This window comes from Pseudomonas sp. (assembly GCF_035512415.1).
GTDB lineage: Bacteria > Pseudomonadota > Gammaproteobacteria > Pseudomonadales > Pseudomonadaceae > Aquipseudomonas.
The window spans coordinates 130,278-147,070 of record NZ_DATKDZ010000045.1; the positions used below are offsets into that span (position 1 = coordinate 130,278).

Consider the following 16,793-nt stretch of genomic DNA (forward strand, 5'->3'; position numbering starts at 1 on the left):
AGTCACCACTAGGTCTAGCGTTCGCGCAGCGCTTCATTTGCCCGGTTCAAGGGTTTCAATAAATAGTCTAGCACCGTTTTACGCCCGGTCCTGATTTCCGTGTTTACGATCATGCCGAACATGATGGGGTGTTGTTTCCCATCGGCCGTTTGCAGGTAATTATGCTCTGTCAGTACGTAGGCACGGTAGTACCGGATACGTCGATCAATGGGGTCTTCGATCGTATCTGGGGAAATACGGTCAACCTTGCCATGAAGAACCCCATAGATCGATGAGTCATAAGCGGTGATCTTGACCATTGCCTCTTGGCCGGGCCGGATAAAGGCAATATCCCTTGGGCTCAGACGCGTTTCGATAAGTAATTGATCCTCTTTAGGAACGATTTCCATCAAGACACCCCCCGGAGGGATTACCCCGCCAATGGTTGTGACACGAATATCCTTGACGATGCCATGGGTAGGCGAGCTGATAACCGTGCGCCTCAGTTGGTCGGCACGGCCTTCTTGAACTTTTATCAGCGGTTCCAAATCGGCCATTGTACTGGCGTAGTCCGCTTTTAGCGCAACGATGTACTCACTTTGTTGTGAGGATAGTTTGGTTGAAAGTTCGGCATGCTTTTGACGCAAGCGCAGCACTTCCGCTTCGTTTGAGGCACCACTTCGGAGCAGTGGCTCCGCCATACGAAGTTCCTGTTCGGCTAACTGAACCTGATGTCGCAGATTTGAAATGTTTTTCAGGAAGGCTTCTCGGTTAGCGATAAATAGTTGTTTCTCACGCTCAACAATGGGCTGATTAAGTTCAACTTCAGGGGGGAAAGAGATGTGCGGTAGATTGGCCATCTCCGCTTCTAATCGGGCGGCCCTTGCTTGCAAGGCGTGGACCCTGACGGTGGTTTCCTCAACCGAGGATCTGGCTTGGATAGGGTCCAGCGTGGCAAGTTTTTCGTCGCGCTGCACGATGTCTCCCTCCCGCAGGTTGAGTTCCAACAGAATCCCGCCTTCCAGGCTTTGTATGATTTTGGATTTAGAGGCTGGAATGACCACCCCTTCACCTATCGCCACTTCGTCGAGTTCGGCGTAATAGGCCCAAGTAGCAAAAATAACGACCGCAAGAACGATCAGCCATAACAATGATCGCTGCTTACGGGCCTGATGAATATCGAGTTCGGCGAACGAAGAGGCATTCATCTTAAGATACCGCCTGCTTGGGAGTGGGCGAACGACGGGCTACGTTTGTCTGGGCCAGCGTTTTGATAATGTCTGCCTTGGGGCCGTCTTTTACAATCCGTCCTTCATGCATGATGATGATGCGATCGACCAAGGCCAGAACCGGATAGCGGTGGGTGGCGACTATTAGCGTCCGGCGACCCAGCCATTGTTTCATTCGCCGGGCAAATTCATGTTCCGAATACTCATCCAGAGAAGCAGTGGGCTCATCAAGCAAGAGCACTTGAGGCGAGCGGAGCAGGGTGCGGGCCAGAAGCACGGCCTGCTTTTGCCCGCCCGAGAGCCCCAGGCCTCCTTCGCGGATCTTGAAATCCAGGCCATGGTATTGCCCGGCCAGTAATTGGTCGGCACCGGCAACGGTCATGGCGGCCAAGATTTCATCATCGTTGGCCAGGGGATTCCCAAGTGCAATGTTTTCACGCAGGGTGCCGTAGAACAGATTGGCGTCTTGCAGCACTGTTCCAATATCGCGCCGGACATCCGCGACATCGATGGCATCCATAGCGGTACCGTCAAGCAGGATGCGGCCCATGGTGGGGGAGGCCAGGCCTGCAGCAAGGCGCAGGAGTGTCGATTTGCCCGATCCTACCTTGCCCAGAATGGCGATGCGTTCGCCGGGTTTGATCTTCAGGTCTTGGATCATCAACACCGGCTTTTCCTCTGGGTCATAGGAATAGACGGTCTGTTGAAAGTGGTAACTTCCTGCTATCGAGGGTTTGTGATAGCGGTTTTTGCTGGGGTCGTGGTCAGTTGGCAAAGAGAGGAGAGAGTCGAGCCCCTGTTTGCTTATACGTACATTCTGTATACGTGTGAGTACCGCAACGATTTGGCCGAGTGGCGCGATAGTCCGGCTGGTCAAAATGGAGCAGGCTAGTACTGCGCCAAATGACATGCTCCCCTCAAGGATGCCGTACACGCCGGCCACCAGAACGCCAACATAAGCCAGTTGTTGAGTCAGTTGCGAAAAGCCTATGACCAAACTTACGAGAAAGCGCTGTTTGAGGCTGGCATCTCCGCACACCTGATTCGACTGGTTCCAGATTTGTCTGAAACGGGTTTCTGCCTGCAGGGTTTTGATGTCCTCAATTCGGTAGATCGATTCCATCAGAATCGAGTTGCGTAGGGCGGCTTCGCTTAAACCTTCTCTCGAGAGTTTTGCCAATGGTAATTGGGCAATAAGGCCGGGCAGGAGGGTAATTGGTATAGCCGCCAGGGGAATGAGCGCAAGCGGGCCACCCAGCATCCAGATGATGCCGACAAAGGCGATCACGAACGGGATGTCGATAAGCACCCCCATGCTGCTTGAGGTGAGAAGTTCGCGAACCTGTTCCAGATCCCGCAGTTGCGAGATCAACTGGCCGGGCGAGCGGGGCCGTGCATCACTGCGGATATCCAGGACACGGGTGAAGAACAGTTCCGATAACTTAAGGTCTGCCTGACGCCCGAAATGATCGGCGATAGAGGTCCGTGTCGTACGGATAAGAAGCTCTAGCAGCAGCGCGATGGCCACTCCGATGGTCAGCACCCACAAGGTGTTCAGCGAGCGGGCCGGAATGATGCGGTCCCACACCTGCATGGCGAATAGGGACGTGGTAATGGCCAGGAGGTTTCCTGCTAACGATCCGGCGCACAGGTGAGCCAATGTTCCCCAGCCGCCGGTAAAAGCGGTTTTCAACCAGGAGTCCGGGCTGACTTTGAGATATTCCTCGACCCGACTGTCCCGTTTGATTTCCCGCGACTGCACGAGCAGAACCCGACAGGTTCCGCCCGAAGCAATCTGATCGAAGGGCAAGAGACGCTCAACCGTTTTGCCATCCACTGCGGTCACAACGGAGACTTGGCCCGCTGTTACCGCAGTGATGATGGCAACTGTTGTTTCGAGGGCGACGAGGGCTGGTAATACCCCGCGGGAGAGGTCATCCAGGCTGACTTGAGCAAATTTCGCGGCTAGCCCAGCTGCCGCGCAGATATCCAGGACGGCCTGGTCGAGTTCGCTATGTCGCGCCCATGCGAAGGCGCTATGAATCTGTGCCGGAGAGTTCGGAATTTGTAACTGCTTGGTCACCAGCAGGATGGCTGAGGTCCAATTCCTCAGGGCTTTGCGATGGGCTAAGGCGGCATCGCTATTAGAAGAGCCGGTTTTTGCCCCGCTATTCATTGCGGCTTGTCTCGCTTCGCATCAACAACGTAGCAAACTTTCCGGTTGCTACATGTGATTTGATTTGGGCGAGCATTTCGTCTGCTATTGCATTTACACGCTCGACTTGCGCTAAGTAAATCTCATGTTCAACATTGATCACGTCCATTAACGGGCGTTTATCAAGGGTGTATTCCTTCCAGTAAATATCACGGGCGGCGTGTGCGAAGCGGATGATATTTGCGAAGCTTTCCTGGCGAATCACTGCCCCTGACGCCTCACGGTTGGCAGAAATAAGCGCCGTCCGGGCAATCAATTGCTGGCTTTCCAAGGATTCTATTGCGGCCTGACGCTGTGCCTCGGCAGCCGCGACCTGGTGCTTGCCCAACCCGCCGAGGGAAAAACTGCCCTTTAATGACAGACCTACCCAGGTGCTATCGGTGGCATCCACTTGGCCTAGGGTGTCGACACGGTTGATGCCGACCCCAATAGAGGGGTAGCGCTCTGCCTTGGCCTGCTTGAGTCTGGCAGCGGCTGCCTCCACCTCCGCGCGTGCGGCCAGCACCGCCGAGGTGTCGCCGATGTTGTCCTGTTCCGGCCCAAGAGCGGCAACAACAGCGCCGGTCTCGTCGAGTGTCGCCACTTGCTCTGGAAGCGCGCCAATAAGTTGAGCCAAACGACCCGCTGCTACATCGAAACGGGTCTGGGCCTGGAGGATTTCAACGCGTGCGCGTTGTAGCGACATATCGGCCTGATATAAATCAGAGATATCCGAAAACCCGGCTGTTACGCGTTCGTGGATTTTTGCGCCCGTGAGTTCTTGGGCTTTGAGTTGCTGCTCGGCTTCTTGGATAACCGCCTGGCTGGCCGCCAGTTCGACATACATGCTGGCCGCATCGTAAGCCACGCTATCAATGGTATCGGCGAGCAGGTGCTCTTCCTTTTCCATGGTGGCCATGGCGGCAGAGGTACGGCCCGCTGTGCGGCCGAAGTCGTAGAGCAACTGGTTCACCCCGAGCGAAGTACGAACGCCCGCGCTGCTGCCATCCGCCGCGTAGCCGCCACCGAAACCCGGTTGTATGCCGTATTCAAGTGTCGGATAGCGGGCCGACTCGGCTATAGCTATCTCCGCTTGGCTCTGTGCGATGGCAGCATGGGCATGGCGAATCTGCGGGTGAAGCGAAGCCGCTCTTCGTACCGCTTCCGTCAGCCCAATAACGCGTGTAATTGAGGGTTCGCTCACTGATATTTGCGCGTCAGCAAACTGCGGAAGTTTAATTTGCCGAGCTTCTCTCTCGGCGATATAGCGGGTATTGCTCAGCCCTGCTTGTTCCGTACCTGTCTGGTCGTCAGTGGTGTAGGTATAGGACGCGCTTTCTGCGAACGGTGCAGCAGCAAGGGTCAATATGAGACCTAAGGAAATATGCAGTGGCTGCTGCATCCATTTCGCTTGTTTGAAAGCGGCAGTGGACGAGGCGCTGTTCATTACAGTTATTAAGCTCATTACTCTAACCCTGTGTACTTCAACGAGGCATCAGATGACGATCTGATGATTTGCAAGCAGTGTTTCCAAGTCCGTAGTCACATTGTTTAGCGTGATCAACTGGGTGGATTGGAAATCGCCCCCGCTGCCGTCGCGATCAATGCTGATGATGGTGTCGCCGTTGCTCTGCGTGACCGAGAGGTAGTTCTGGATTGTTTCGCCGACATCCATGGTCGCCACGCCGTTCAGGTAGTGCGCCGCGCCGTCCTCATCTGCGGTATAGCCGGAGAGCAGGCCGCTCAGGTCGATGCGATCGGCATCAGCTGTGGCCTCGACGGTCCCGACCGTGAAGCCATTCACCTGGTCCCAACCGTTGCCGCCGGTAGCGTCAGAGGCATCCAGCAAGCGGTACAGCAGCGTGTCGTTGCCGCCGTGTATCAGGTTGAAGGTGTCGTTGCCGCCTCGGCCGTTGAATAGGTTGTCGCCTGCGTCATCGGTGAAGGTGTCCGCACCGCCGCCGCCCGCGATGCCCTCGATGTTGACGAAGGTGGCTGTACCGAAGCCGGTGTCCTGGGCGCTGGTGTTGCTCAGGTCCACCGTGATCGCCGTGTTGCCGGCCAGCTTGTAATCCACCATGTCTTCGCCGCCGGTATTGCTCCATACGCGCGAGTCGGACACCAGCGTGGTGCCGCCGCCGCCGTTGTAGATGTCGTTACCCAGTGTGGCGAAGAAGGTGTCGTTGTAGCCGGTGCCGATGATGCCGTTGCCGATGTTGGCGTTGTTGACCGCCGTGCCGGATTCGGCCGTGAGCACGTAGCTGTCGTATGCCCGGCCTGCGGTCAGGCCCGTCCAGCCGGCGTTGACGTTTTCGATGCTGTACCCGCCGATATTCGCCACGCCACCGACATCCTGTGAGTTGCCCGCGATGTTGCGCAGCAACACCGCCGTATAGGTCTCGTTGGCATTCAGACCGTAGAAGTCGAGCAGGGCTGAGCTGTCGCTGGTCTGGTTACCGGACTGCGGGTTGAGGACTTGGGTCGCGACCAGGTTACCGGCGGAGTCATACAGCTTCACGGTGTTGCCGAAGAGCGCGTTGATGCCGTTCTGGTCGAGGATGCGCAGGTGCAGGCTGGTGCCGTCTGCCACGGTTACGTTGTTCTGCACCAGAGTCGCACCGGCGGTGCCGGTGAAGAGGATCACATCGCGGTCGCCGTCCCAGTCGATGTCCATCGCGAGAATGCCGGTGATGGCGCTGCCCGCACCGGTGTCCGCCACAGTGGTGAGCGTGCTCTGGCTGAAGTTGACTGTGCCGCCGCTGGTGTTGTTGGTGAACAGCAGTACGGGCTGTGCCGTCGACGGATTGTCGTCGTCGTAGTACGGGATTTCGATGACGTCCATCCGGCCGTCGGCGTTCCAGTCCACCGCCACCGAGCCGCCGCCTGCCAGGGTGTCGCCCATGTTGTAGTGGCGGTTGTAGCCTTCTTCGATCGGGTCGGCGTCGGTGTTGGTCGCCGAAATCCTGCCGGTGCCGTCGTTGAAGAAGATCTTGCTCTGGTTTTGGATCGTGGTTGTGGTGCCGTAGGTGCGGCCTTGGAACAGATCGAGCCAGCCGTCGCCGTCGAAGTCGGCCCAGGTCATGGAGAGGCCGTCGAAGGTGGTGCCTTCGTCGTTGTAAAGCATGTTCTCCACGATCTGGGTAACGTCGAGATTGCCGGTGCCGTCATTGCTGGCGACAACGAAGCGATTGTTATCTCCGCTTGTCGCGGAATTGCCGGTGATGTAATTCGTGCCTGCACCGGCCAGGTAGGTGATATCCACCGCGCCGTCGTTGTTCAAGTCGACGGTGGAAATCAACTTCTCCGGGGTCGCCTGCCACGTTTCGTCGCCACCGGCACTCGCGCTGTAGGTCAGCGCTCCATCTTTGGTGAATATGCCGCCGTTGTTCAGCGTGAACGAGGTGTCGTATCCGCCGCCGGCTTCTTGGTCGTTCGGTGTGTTATCGCCGTAGACGATGTCCACATAGCCGTCGCCCACCTTGTCATACAAGGCTGTGCCGCCAAACCAGGTGTAGGTTTCGGCACTGGCGCTACCGCCGCCGCTGAAGTCCACCCGATCCGGGTCTGTATCTTTGTTACCGATCTGGAAGGCGTAGTAACCGGTATTGGTCTTCCCCACGTTCACCCCATTGGCGTTGACTGAGGTCATCGTCTGGGTATAGCCATCCCCCATGTACATAAAGGCCTGCTGACCGTCGGCATAGCGGGAGTCCTGACCGGCGATATCCATATAACCGTCGCGGTTCATGTCTATGAAGGACACCGTACCGAGCACGCCATCATTGCCCCAGACCGTGTTGCTGCTGAAGCTGGTGACCGAGGTGATGTCGGTGCCGTTGGCGTCCAATACCGTCATATTGCTGAAGATGCGCCATTGGCCGTCCTCGCCGATGGTCATCGCCGTGGCCTTGTTGTCGACGTCGGCCGACGCCGGAACCGCGGGCGCGTCGGGTTGGCTGGCGATATAGAGCTCGTTTGTGGTGTCGTCCTGGGTGATGACGTTGCCCGAGGCATCCTTGAGTACCGCGGCGACCTCGTAGGAGGTGCCGGCCGGTAGTGCGTTGGCCGTGGGAATCTGCACATACCAGGTGTTGTTCAGCGGATCGACCACCACGGCACCGGTCAGGGAGCTGTAGGTGACGCCGTTGATGGTCACCTCCAGATATTCCCCTTCCTGAATGACGAACCCGGTTCCGCCGGTGACGATAGGTGTGGTGTCGAGCGTGTTCTGGGCATTCACCTCGACCTTGAGGTCGACCGTCAGGGTGAAGTCGCCGGAGAAGCCGCCCTCGTTGCCTGCCGCATCGGCCACGACGGCGCGGTAGGTGTGCGTCGTATTGTCGGCCAGCGCGGGCAGGGTGAAGGACCAGGCACTAGCGCTGACGGTGGCCGTGCCCAGCAAGGTGGTGCCCTCGTAGATACGCACCTCTTCGCCGCTGGCCAAGGCCACCGAGATGATGCCGTTCAACACTGGATTGCGGTCGTCGGTGGTCGTGCCGCTGGGGTAATCCCCTTGCTCGGTGCCGACCCTGTCGGTGTAGGACTGGATGGTGACCGTATGGGCCGGCGCAACGGTATCCACGGTGAGGCTGAACGCGGACGAGGTCGCGCCGACGTTGCCTGCGGCATCTTCGACCCGCGCCGTATAGGTGTAGGTCGTGCCGTTGAGCAGCGCCTCATCCTGAAAGCTCCAGGACGTGCCGGTGACGGTGGCATAGCCGATGGCTACAGCGTCGCGCAGGATCACCAGCAATTCGCCACTGTCCAGGGCGGCGCTGAGCGTGCCGGTGAGTTGTGGCGAGGTGTCATTGGTGGTCGAGCCGGAACCGAACACGCCCTGGGAAGGATCGACGTTGTCGATGTAGCTGCTGATGCTTACGGTTTGCGTCGGTGCCGTGGTGTCCATTGTCAGCGTGAAGGCAGACGAGAGGGTGCCGGTGTTGCCGGCGGCATCGACCACCTGGGCGGTATAGCTGTAGCTCTCGCCGTCGATCAGGCCGTTGTCCTGGAAGGTCCAGGTGGTGCCCGACACGGTGGCCGCGCCGATCAGCACGGCGTTGCGGTAGATCGCTACGCTTTCGCCGCCGCTGAGCGAAGCCGACAGCGTGCCGTTGAGCAGAGGCGAGGTGTCGTTGCTGATGGCACCACTGGACAGGTTACCCGTCACTGGGGCGACGTCGTCGGTGGCGGACGAGATCGTCACAACCTGGGTCGGTGCCGAAGTGTCGATGACCAGGGTATAGGTGTTGGAGTCCAGCCCCGGGTTGCCGGCGCTGTCTTCTACGCGAACGCTGTAGCTGTAGCTCACACCGTCGGTTAGGCCGCTGTCCTGGAAGGTCCAGCTGGTGCCGCTTACGCTGGCGCTGCCGATTTCAACGCCGTTGCGGAACACCACCAAAGTTTCGCCCGTGAGCAGGCTGGCGGACAGGGTGCCGGAGACCAGTGGTGAGGTGTCGTTGCTGCTGCTGCCGTTGGCGACCGTTCCCTGGACCGGATCAACGTTGTCGGTGATGGCCGTGATGCTGGCCGATTGCGTCGGCGCGCTGGTGTCCAGCGTGATGCTGTAACTGGCCGAGGACGTCCCCAGGTTGCCCGCCGCGTCCACGACGCGCGCACTGTAGCTGTACTCGACACCATCGACCAGACCCGAGTCCTGGAAGGTCCAGGTGGTGGCGCTGGTCATGGTAGCCGTGCCGATGGCCACGCCATCGCGATAGACCACCACCGATTCACCGCTGCTCAAGGCTGCGTTCACGTCCCCCGAGAGGAGGGGGGAGGTGTCGTTGGTCGTGCCGCCGCTGGCCACGGTGCCCTGATCGGGGTCAACGTTGTCGGTGATGGCCGTGATGCTGACCGATTGCGTCGGCGCAGCGGTATCGACTGTCAGCGCGAAGGCGGCGGAGGCGCTGCCCAGATTGCCGGCGGCGTCCACCACACGGGCGGTGTAGCTGTAAGTCGTAGCGTTGGCAAGGCCGGAATCCAGGTAGCTCCAGGTGGTTGCGCCGGTCATCGTGGCGGTCCCGATCTGGGTGCCATCGCGGTAGATCGCCACGCTCTCGCCGGCTTCCAGCGCGTTCGACAGTGTGCCGTTGAGCTGCGGGGTGGTGTCGTTGGTGACGCTGCCGCTGGCGAGGGTGCCTTGCAGCGGATCGACGTTATCGATCGCGCTGGTGATGGTGGTCGTCTGTTCCGGGGGTGAAGTGTCCAGCGTGATCACATAGTCAGCGGACAGCGGCCCCGAGTTGCTGGCGGCATCCACTACGCGGGCGGTATAGGTATAGCTGCCGCCGTTGACCAGGCCGGCGTCCTGGAAGGTCCAGGCGGTGCCGGACACGCTGGCCGTGCCGACGGCGCTGCCGTCGCGGTAGACCACCACGGACTCCCCGCTATCCAGGCTGGCGGTGAGCGTGCCACTCAATTGCGGGGTGTCGTCGTTGGTGGTGCCGCCGTTGGCAACCACGCCTTGTACCGGGTCGACATTGTCGAACACCGAGGCGATGGTGACGCCCTGGGTGGGAGCCGTTGTATCCACGCTGATCGTGTAGGTGGCGGAAAGCTCACCGAGGTTGCCGGCGGCGTCCACCACGCGCGCGGTGTAGACATAGGTACTGCCGTTGGTCAGGCCGCCGTCCTGATAGGTCCAGGCGGTGTCGCTGACCGTGGCGCTGCCCACGAGTACTCCGTCGCGATACACCGCCACGTTTTCGCCGGTACCCAGGGTTGTGCTGAGCTGACCATTGAGCTGTGGCGTGATGTCGTTGGTGCTGCCGGTATTGGCGACTGTGCCCAACCCCGGGTCGACGTTGTCGATTACGGAAACGATGGAAACGATCTGACTCGGGGCCGTGGTGTCGACGCTGAGGATAAACACCGCAGACACCGTTCCGGCGTTGCCTGCGGCATCTTCCACGCGGGCGACGTAAGTGTAGGTGCTGGCGTCGCTCAGACCGGCATCCTGAAACACCCAACTGGTGCCGCTGACGGTGGCCGTCCCCATGCGCACATCGTCGCGATAGATTGCCACCGCTTCGCCGCTGGCCAGAACGGCGCTGAGGCTGCCGGCAAGCTGGGGGGCCAGATCGTTGGTGATGGTGCCTGAGCCGTAGCTCCCCTGGCTGGGTGCTATGTCGTCCTGGTAGCTGTCGATGGAGACGGTTTGCGTGGGCACCGTGGTGTCGATGGTAAAGGTGTAACTCGCGCTTTGCGCACCCACGTTACCCGCAGCGTCGATGACGCGCGCGGTGTAGCTGTAGCTATCGCCATCGACCAGGCCGGCATCCTGATAGGTCCAGGCGGTGCCGTTGGTGGTGGCGGTGCCGAGCATGACGCCATCGCGGTAAATGGCCACGCTCTCACCCGTGTTGAGGGCTGCGGTGATCGTGCCGCTCAGTAGGGGGGAGGTGTCGTTGCTGGTGCCGCCATTGGGTACCGTACCCTGCAGCGGATCGACATTGTCGGTCACGGCGGCGATGAGCACCGATTGCGTCGGCGTGCTGGTGTCCACGCTCAGCGTGAGGGCTGCCGACTCGCTGCCGAGATTGCCCGCCTGGTCGACAACGCGCCCTGTGTAGGTGTAGGTATTGCCATCGGCAAGACCTACGTCCTGGTAGCTCCAGTTCGTGCCAGAGACGGTTGCCGTGCCTATGAAGGTTCCATCGCGATAGACCGCGACCGTTTCGCCTGAGCCGAGGGTGGCACTCAGGGTACCGTTGAGTTGCGGCGTGGTGTCGTTTGTGGTCGTGCCGCTGGCGTAGTTGCCTTGGTTCGGATCGACGTTGTCGGCGTAATTGGCGATGGTCACGGCCTGCGTTGGGGCCGTGGTGTCTACTGTCAGCGTGTAGGCCGTGCTCTGCGCGCCCTGGTTACCGCCAGCGTTGACCACGCGCGCGGTGTAGCTGTAGCTGGTGCCGTCTACCAGGCCGCTATCCTGGTAGGTCCAACTGGTGTCGCTGACGCTGGCGGTGCCGATCACGCTGCCGTCGCGCAGTACTTCGACCACATCGCCAGCGCTCAGCGCGGTGGAGATGGAGCCGCTCAGGGTCGGGGTGGTGTCGTTGGTGGTGCCGCCGTTGGCGACGTTGCCCTGGACTGGATCGACGTCGTCCTGCACTTGCAGGATCTGCACCGTCTGGCTGACCGGTGAGGTGTTGACACTGAAGCTCAGGCTATTGGAGGCGCTGCCGAGGTTGCCGGCCGCGTCGATCACGCGGGCACTGTAGGTGTAGGTGCTGCCGTTGACGAGCCCCATGTCCTGGTAGCTCCAGTCGGTGTCGCTGACCGTGGCGATGCCGATGTCTACGCCGTTACGGAAGACGTGCACCTGCTCAGTGCCGCTCAATACGGCACTGAGCGTACCCTCCAGCAGTGGGGTGTCATCGTTGGTGGTGCCGCCGTCGGCAATCGCCCCTGTTAGCGGAGCCACGTTGTCGTAGGCTTGGCTTAATGTCACCGTCTGCGTCGGCGCGGTGGCATCGATGTGAATCAGGTTGTAGGCATTGGAGTCCGCGCCCAGGTTGCCGGTGCCAGTGTCACGAACGCGCGCCAGGTAGGTGTAGTCGCCATCGGTAAGCCCGCTGTCCTGGTACGACCAGGTCGTGTCTGTGACGGTGGCCTGGCCGATGACCACGCCGTTGCGCAGCACATCGACCACTTCGGCTGGGTCGAGCGTGGCCGATAGCACGCCTGCAATCAGTGGCGAGGTGTCGTTGCTGTAGCCACCCGGGGCGACGATCCCCGCCTGCGGCTCGGTATCGTCGGTTATGGTGCTGATGGTCACGGTAGTGGTCGAGCCGCTGACCTGCAGGGTAATGCCATAGGCATTGGAGAGGCTGCCGAGATTGCCGGCCGCATCCTCGACCCGCGCGGTGTAGCTGTAGCTGGTGTTGTCGGCAAGACCAGTGGTGTCGGTGAGGAACCAGTTGGTTGCGTTCACCGTCGCTTCGCCGATCTTGCTGCCATCACGGTAGACCGCGACCACTTCGTTATCGGCCAAGGCCGCCGAGAGCGTGCCTTGCAGTTCGGGCTGCGAGTCGTTGGTGGTGCCGCCGTCGGCAATAGTGCCGCTCACCGGCTCGACGTCGTCCACGATCGCCGTGATGGTGACGGTCTGGGCCGGAGCCGAGGCGTCAATGATGAGGCTGTACTCCGTGGAAAGCGCGCCCTGGTTGCCGGCGGCATCATCGACGCGCGCGGTGTAGGTGTACGTGCTGCCATCGGCCAGCCCGCTGTCCTGATAGGTCCAACTGCTTGCGGATACCGTGGCCTCGCCGATGGCAACGCCGTCTCGCAGGACGACGACGTGTTCACTGGCGGCCAGTGCGGAGCTCAAGGTACCGCTGAGCAGCGGCGAGGTGTCATTGGTGGTACCGCCGTTGGCCACGGTGCCGGTGATGGGGGCCGCGTCGTCGGTCACAGTGGAGATGCTGACAACCTGATTGGGTACCTGGGTATCGACGATAAAGTCGATGGGTGCCGATTGCGGCCCCTCGTTGCCGGCCGCGTCGACGTTGCTGGCCGTGAAGGCGTGAGCACCATCGGATAACTCCGTGGCCGGGGTGAAGCTCCATGCCCCGGTAGCGCCGGCCGTGGATGTGCCGAGCAGGGTGCCGTTGTCGTAGACGTTGACCTGGCTGTCCGCTTCCGCGCCGGTGCCGTTCAATGTCGGCAGGGTGTCGTTGGTGGTGCTGCCCGAGGTGATCTCTCCGATCACGAGAGGCACGTCGTCGTACAGGCTCACCACTGTCGGGGCGGATGCAGGCGCTGAGGTATCAATCGTCAGAACAAAGGCCGTGGAGGCCACGCCGAGGTTGCCCGCGGTATCGACCACGCGGGCAATGTAGCTATAGGTGTTCTCCGTGAGGCCGCCATCCTGGAACGTCCAGTTGGTGCCCGAGGTCGTGGCGGTGCCGATCAGCGCTCCGTCTCGGTAGATCGCCACGCTCTCGCCAGTGCCAAGCGGCGTATCAAGGGTACCGTTGAGCTGCGGCGTCGCATCGTTGGTACTGCTGCCGCTGGCGAGCGTCCCCTGCACCGGGTCGACATCGTCCACTGCGCTGACGATCATGACCGCTTGCGTCGGGGCTGAGGTATCGACTGTCAGCGTAAACGCGGGGGACGTGGTGCCGAGGTTGCCGGCGGCGTCCACCACACGTGCGCTGTAGCTGTAGGTGCGGTTATCGCTGAGGCCCACGTCCAGGTAGGTCCAGTCGTTGCCGGTGACGCTGGCCGTACCGACCTGCACGCCATCGCGCAATACTGCCAGCACTTCGCCGTTGCCCAGCTCTGCGCTCAGCGTACCGGTGAGTTGCGGTGCCGTGTCGTTGGTGGTGCTGCCACTGCCGAGCGACCCCTGCAGCGGATCGACATCGTCGATCGCACTGACGATGCTGACCGTCTGGGTCGGTGCCGCTGTGTCCACGGTTACCGTGTAGGCAGAAGACAGCGCTCCGAGGTTACCGGCCGCATCCACTACGCGAGCCGTATAGGCATAGGTGTTGCCGTCTGCGAGGCCGCTGTCCTGGAAGTTCCAGGAGGTGCCCGAGACATCGGCCATGCCGATGGCAAGGCCATCGCGGTATATATGCACGGACTCGCCACTGCCCAGCGCAGCCGTTAACGTGCCCCCGAGCAACGGCGAGGTGTCGTTGCTGATGCCGTTGTCGGCCACGTTGCCTTGTATCGGGTCGACATCGTCGGTGAGCGTGGTGATGGTCACCGACTGTGTCGGTGCCTGGGTATCAATAGTCAGGCTGAAGCCTGCCGACGCGCTGCCGAGGTTACCGGCGGCATCGACTACACGGGCGGTGTAGCTGTAGCTCTGGCCATCGACCAGGCCGCTGTCCTGGAAGCTCCAGGTGTTGCCGCTGACCGTGGCGCTGCCGAGCAGGGCACCGTCACGGTAAACGGCCACGGTTTCGCCGCTGTTCAAGCCGGCATCGAGGGTGCCGTTGAGGCGCGGGGTGGTGTCGTTGGTGCTGCTGCCGGCGGCGAAGTTGCCGGTCTGTGCGGCCTGGTCGTCGGTGTAGCTGGTGATGGCGACCGTCTGGGTCGGCGCGGAGGTGTCGATGCTGAGGCTGTAGGCCGCGCTTTGCGCGCCCTGGTTGCCACCGGCGATGACCACGCGGGCGGTGTAGCTGTAAGTGCTGCCGTCGATCAGGCCGCTGTCCTGGTAGGTCCAGGTGGTGGCGCTGACGCTGGCGGTGCCGATCACGCTGCCATCGCGCAGCACTTCAACCACATCGCCGGCGCTCAACGCGGTGGAGATGGAGCCGCTCAGGGTCGGGGTGGTGTCGTTGCTGGTCCCACCGTTGGCGACGTTGCCTTGTAGCGGGTCGACGTTATCCAGGATTTGCAGGATGGCAACCGTCTGGCTGACCGAGGAGGTGTTGACGGTGAAGCTCAGGCTGTTGGACGCGGCGCTGCTGTTGCCGGCTGCATCGACGACCTGGGCGGTGTAGGTGTAGGTGCTGCCGCTGGCCAGCCCGGCGTCCTGGTAGCTCCAGTCGGTGCCGCTGACCGTGGCGACGCCGATGTCGCTGCCGTTACGGAAGACGTGCAGTTGCTCGGTGGTGCCCAGGGTTGCCGAGAGCGTCCCTTGCAGGGTTGGGGTGTCGTCGTTGGTGGTGCCGCCCGCGGCTATCGCGCCGCTGATCGGGTCGACGTTATCCAGCGCCTGGGTGAGGGTGACGGTTTGCGTCGGGGCCGTGGTGTCGAGGGTGATGGCGTAGGTGTTGGACTCCGTGCCGCGGTTACCGGCGGCGTCTTCGACGCGAGCGGTGTAGCTGTAGCTTTGGCCATCCAGCAGGGCGCTGTCCTGATAGGTCCAGGTGCTGCCACTGACCGTGGCGGTGCCGATAACGGTTCCGTCGCGCAAAATCACCACGCTTTCGCCAGCAGCCAGGCTCGCGCTCAGGGTGCCGCTCAGTTGCGGGGTCGCGTCGTTGGTGGTGCCGTTGTGGGCAACCGTGCCGGTGACCGGGGCCACGTCGTCGGTGACGGCCGTGATCGCGGTGGTGGTGGCCGGGCCGTTGGTCTGCAGGGTGATGCTGTAGGCGCTCGACGTGGCCCCGGTGTTGCCGGCGGCATCTTCGACGCGGGCGGTGTAGCTGTAGCTGGTGTTGTTGACCAGCCCGGTGGTGTCGGTGAAGGTCCAGCCGGTGCCATTGACGGTGGCGGTGCCGATCTTCGCGCCGTCGCGGTAAATGGCCACGACTTCGTTGCCGGCCAGGGCCCCCGAGAGGGTGCCTTGCAGCTCGGGCTGCGAGTCGTTGGTGGTGCCGTTGTGGGCAACCGTGCCGCTCACCGGGTCGACGTTGTCGAGCAGCGTGGTGATCGCAACGGTCTGGGTCGGCGCGGAGGTGTCCAGCGTGATGGCGTAGCTGGTGGAAATCGCCCCGCGGTTGCCGGCGGCGTCTTCGACGCGAGCGGTGTAGCTGTAGCTTTGGCCATCCACCAGGCCGCTGTCCTGATAAGTCCAGGTGCTGCCACTGACCGTAGCGGTGCCGATCACGGCCCCGTTGCGCAGGACAACCAGGGTTTCGCCAGCAGCCAGAGCGGCGCTCAGGCTACCGCTCAGTTGCGGGGCCGCGTCGTTGGTGGTGCCGTTGTGGGCCACCGCACCGGTGACCGGGGCCACGTCGTCGGTGACCGCCGTGATGCTGACCGATTGGCTCGGAGCCTGGGTGTCGACGGTGAAGGTGAACGGGGCCGATTGCGGGCCTTCGTTACCGGCGGCATCGACGTTGCTGACGCTCAGCGCGTGGCTGCTGTCGGTCAACGCGGTGACGGGGGTGTAGCTCCAGTTGCCGGAGGCGTCAGCGGTTACGCTGCCGAGCAGCACGCTGTTGTCGTAAATGTTGACCGTGCTGTTGGCTTCCGCGCCCGCGCCGCTCAGGGTCGGGCGGGTGTCGTTGGTGCTGCTGCCGGAACTGATCTGGCCGACGATGAAGGGCACGTCGTCGAGCACGCTGCCGATTGTCGGGGCGCTGGCCGGTGCCTGGGTATCAATAGTCAGGCTGAAGCCTGTCGACGCGCTGCCGAGGTTACCGGCGGCATCGACTACACGGGCGGTGTAGCTGTAGCTCTGGCCGTCGACCAGGCCGCTGTCCTGGAAACTCCAGGTGCTACCGCTGACCGTGGCGTTGCCGAGCAGGGCACCGTCGCGGTAGACGGCCACGGCTTCGCCGCTGTTCAACCCGGCATCGAGGGTGCCGTTGAGGCGTGGGGTGGTGTCGTTGGTGCTGCTGCCGGAAGCGAAGCTGCCGGTCTGTGCGGCCTGGTCGTCGGTGTAGCTGGTGATGGCGACCGTCTGGGTGGGTGCGGAGGTGTCGATGCTGAGGCTGTAGGCCGCGCTTTGCGCGCCCTGGTTGCCACCGGCGATGACCACGCGGGCG

Annotated in this window: 4 protein-coding genes; all 4 read right to left on the reverse strand. The window is 61.7% G+C overall.

Annotated features, from left to right (window positions below):
- Nucleotides 1-14: 14 nt before the first annotated feature.
- From VMP31_RS22980 to VMP31_RS22995, 4 genes are read right to left on the reverse strand one after another with little or no spacing between them, the layout of a single operon-like run.
- A complete protein-coding gene (locus tag VMP31_RS22980; RefSeq protein WP_325510105.1) occupies nucleotides 15-1,187 on the reverse strand; it encodes an HlyD family efflux transporter periplasmic adaptor subunit in 1,173 nt (390 codons plus the stop codon).
- Between the two features lies 1 nt (nucleotide 1,188).
- Nucleotides 1,189-3,384, reverse strand: a complete 2,196-nt coding sequence (locus VMP31_RS22985; protein ID WP_325510107.1) for a type I secretion system permease/ATPase — start codon at nucleotides 3,382-3,384, stop codon at nucleotides 1,189-1,191.
- Nucleotides 3,377-4,867: a TolC family protein gene (locus VMP31_RS22990; protein WP_325510109.1), complete on the reverse strand. Its 1,491-nt coding sequence runs from the start codon at nucleotides 4,865-4,867 to the stop codon at nucleotides 3,377-3,379. Before VMP31_RS22990 ends, VMP31_RS22985 begins: the two co-directional genes overlap by 8 nt.
- Before the next feature lie 30 nt (nucleotides 4,868-4,897).
- Nucleotides 4,898-16,786: an Ig-like domain-containing protein gene (locus tag VMP31_RS22995; RefSeq protein WP_325510111.1), complete on the reverse strand. Its 11,889-nt coding sequence runs from the start codon at nucleotides 16,784-16,786 to the stop codon at nucleotides 4,898-4,900.
- Nucleotides 16,787-16,793 lie beyond the last annotated feature (7 nt).